Source organism: Tahibacter aquaticus (assembly GCF_004363655.1).
Taxonomy (GTDB): Bacteria; Pseudomonadota; Gammaproteobacteria; order Xanthomonadales; family Rhodanobacteraceae; genus Tahibacter; species Tahibacter aquaticus.
In genome coordinates this window covers 1-1,248 of record NZ_SNZH01000079.1, presented here as the reverse complement: position 1 = coordinate 1,248, position 1,248 = coordinate 1, and the positions used below count along the sequence as shown (strand labels likewise).

Below are 1,248 nucleotides of genomic sequence, written 5' to 3'. Positions count from 1 at the left end.
TAGCAGGCTGTTGAGAATCACCTCTTTCTCTCAGCCCCGATTGAGCCGATCAATCGCACCGCTGCTTGTGTTCTCGTCGCTGTAGCGGCTTGCTAGCCGGTCGTCAGGTCGGCGAGGGATGCCACCACGCTTCGATACCGCCGATTCGGATCAAGTTGTAGGCAGCAAAAGACCACACGACCCAAGCCCGTACTGAGGTCAGCCCAATGCGCATCAATTTGCGTAGCCCGCCAATCGTCTTGCCCCAGCCATAGGGCTGCTCGATGCGTTTTCGGACCCGCTGGCTGATCGCGTAGCCCTTGCTGGCGGCGATGCGATCACTCACTGCGCTATTGCGGCCACTCAGATTACGCGCGACATGCGGCGCGATCCCTCGCTCCTGCAACGCCTGTACAAAATCGCGCGTGTCATAACCTTTATCGGCGCCGAGTGTGCAGCCCTCGCCCAGCAACATCTCATCGACCATGCTCAGCGCACCGTCGCGCTCCGACCTGCCCGTTGCCCGGCGCACATCCACCGCTACCAGCAATCCGTTTCGGTTTTCCATCAAGGTGCTGGCCTGATAGCTCAGCTTGGCTTCTTTACCTTTGCCTTTCTTCATCAATCGAGCGTCCGGATCGGTTGTCGATTCGTGCGTGTCGTTGCTGCGTTGCTGTCCGTGGAAATCATCGTCGCTGTCATCGCCATCCTTGGGACGAAAGCTCTTGTGCGATGCCCAGGCTTCCAACAGCGTGCCATCCACTGAAAAGTGCTCGCTGCTCACCAAGTGCTTGATCTGCGCCACCAGAACGGTGTGGTCAAAGAAGTGTTGGGCCACTTCTTCATCGAACAGCCGATCCCGATTGAACGAAAACGTCGAATGGTCCCACACCGGATCATCGATGTTCAGTCCGACAAACCAACGGAACAGCAGGTTGTAGTCCAACTGTTCCATCAGCTGCCTTTCGCTGCGTACGCTGTATACCACCTGCAACAACGAGGCTCGCAGTAGCCGTTCCGGCGGAATCGATGGTCGCCCCGTCTTCGCGTAGCGCGCCTCGAACACGCTATCCATCTCTGCCAATATCCCGTCAACCAGTACGCGCAGCTTTCGAATCGGATGGTCTGCCGGCACTCGCGCCTCCACCGACACGTACGAGAACATTCCCAGTTGCTGGACGTCTGCTGTGCGCATTGCTGTTCGCTAACCCGTTATTGATGGCGCCTATCATTGTGCCTGCGGAAACTGGTTTCTCAACAGCCTGCTAG

At 57.7% G+C, this 1,248-nt stretch carries 1 protein-coding gene; it reads right to left on the bottom strand.

The genetic code is table 11. The features are described 5' to 3' along the window. Positions 1–103: 103 nt before the first annotated feature. Entirely contained in the window at positions 104–1,174 is a 1,071-nt protein-coding gene (locus tag DFR29_RS28860) for an IS5 family transposase (protein ID WP_133822086.1), read from the bottom strand. Positions 1,175–1,248 lie beyond the last annotated feature (74 nt).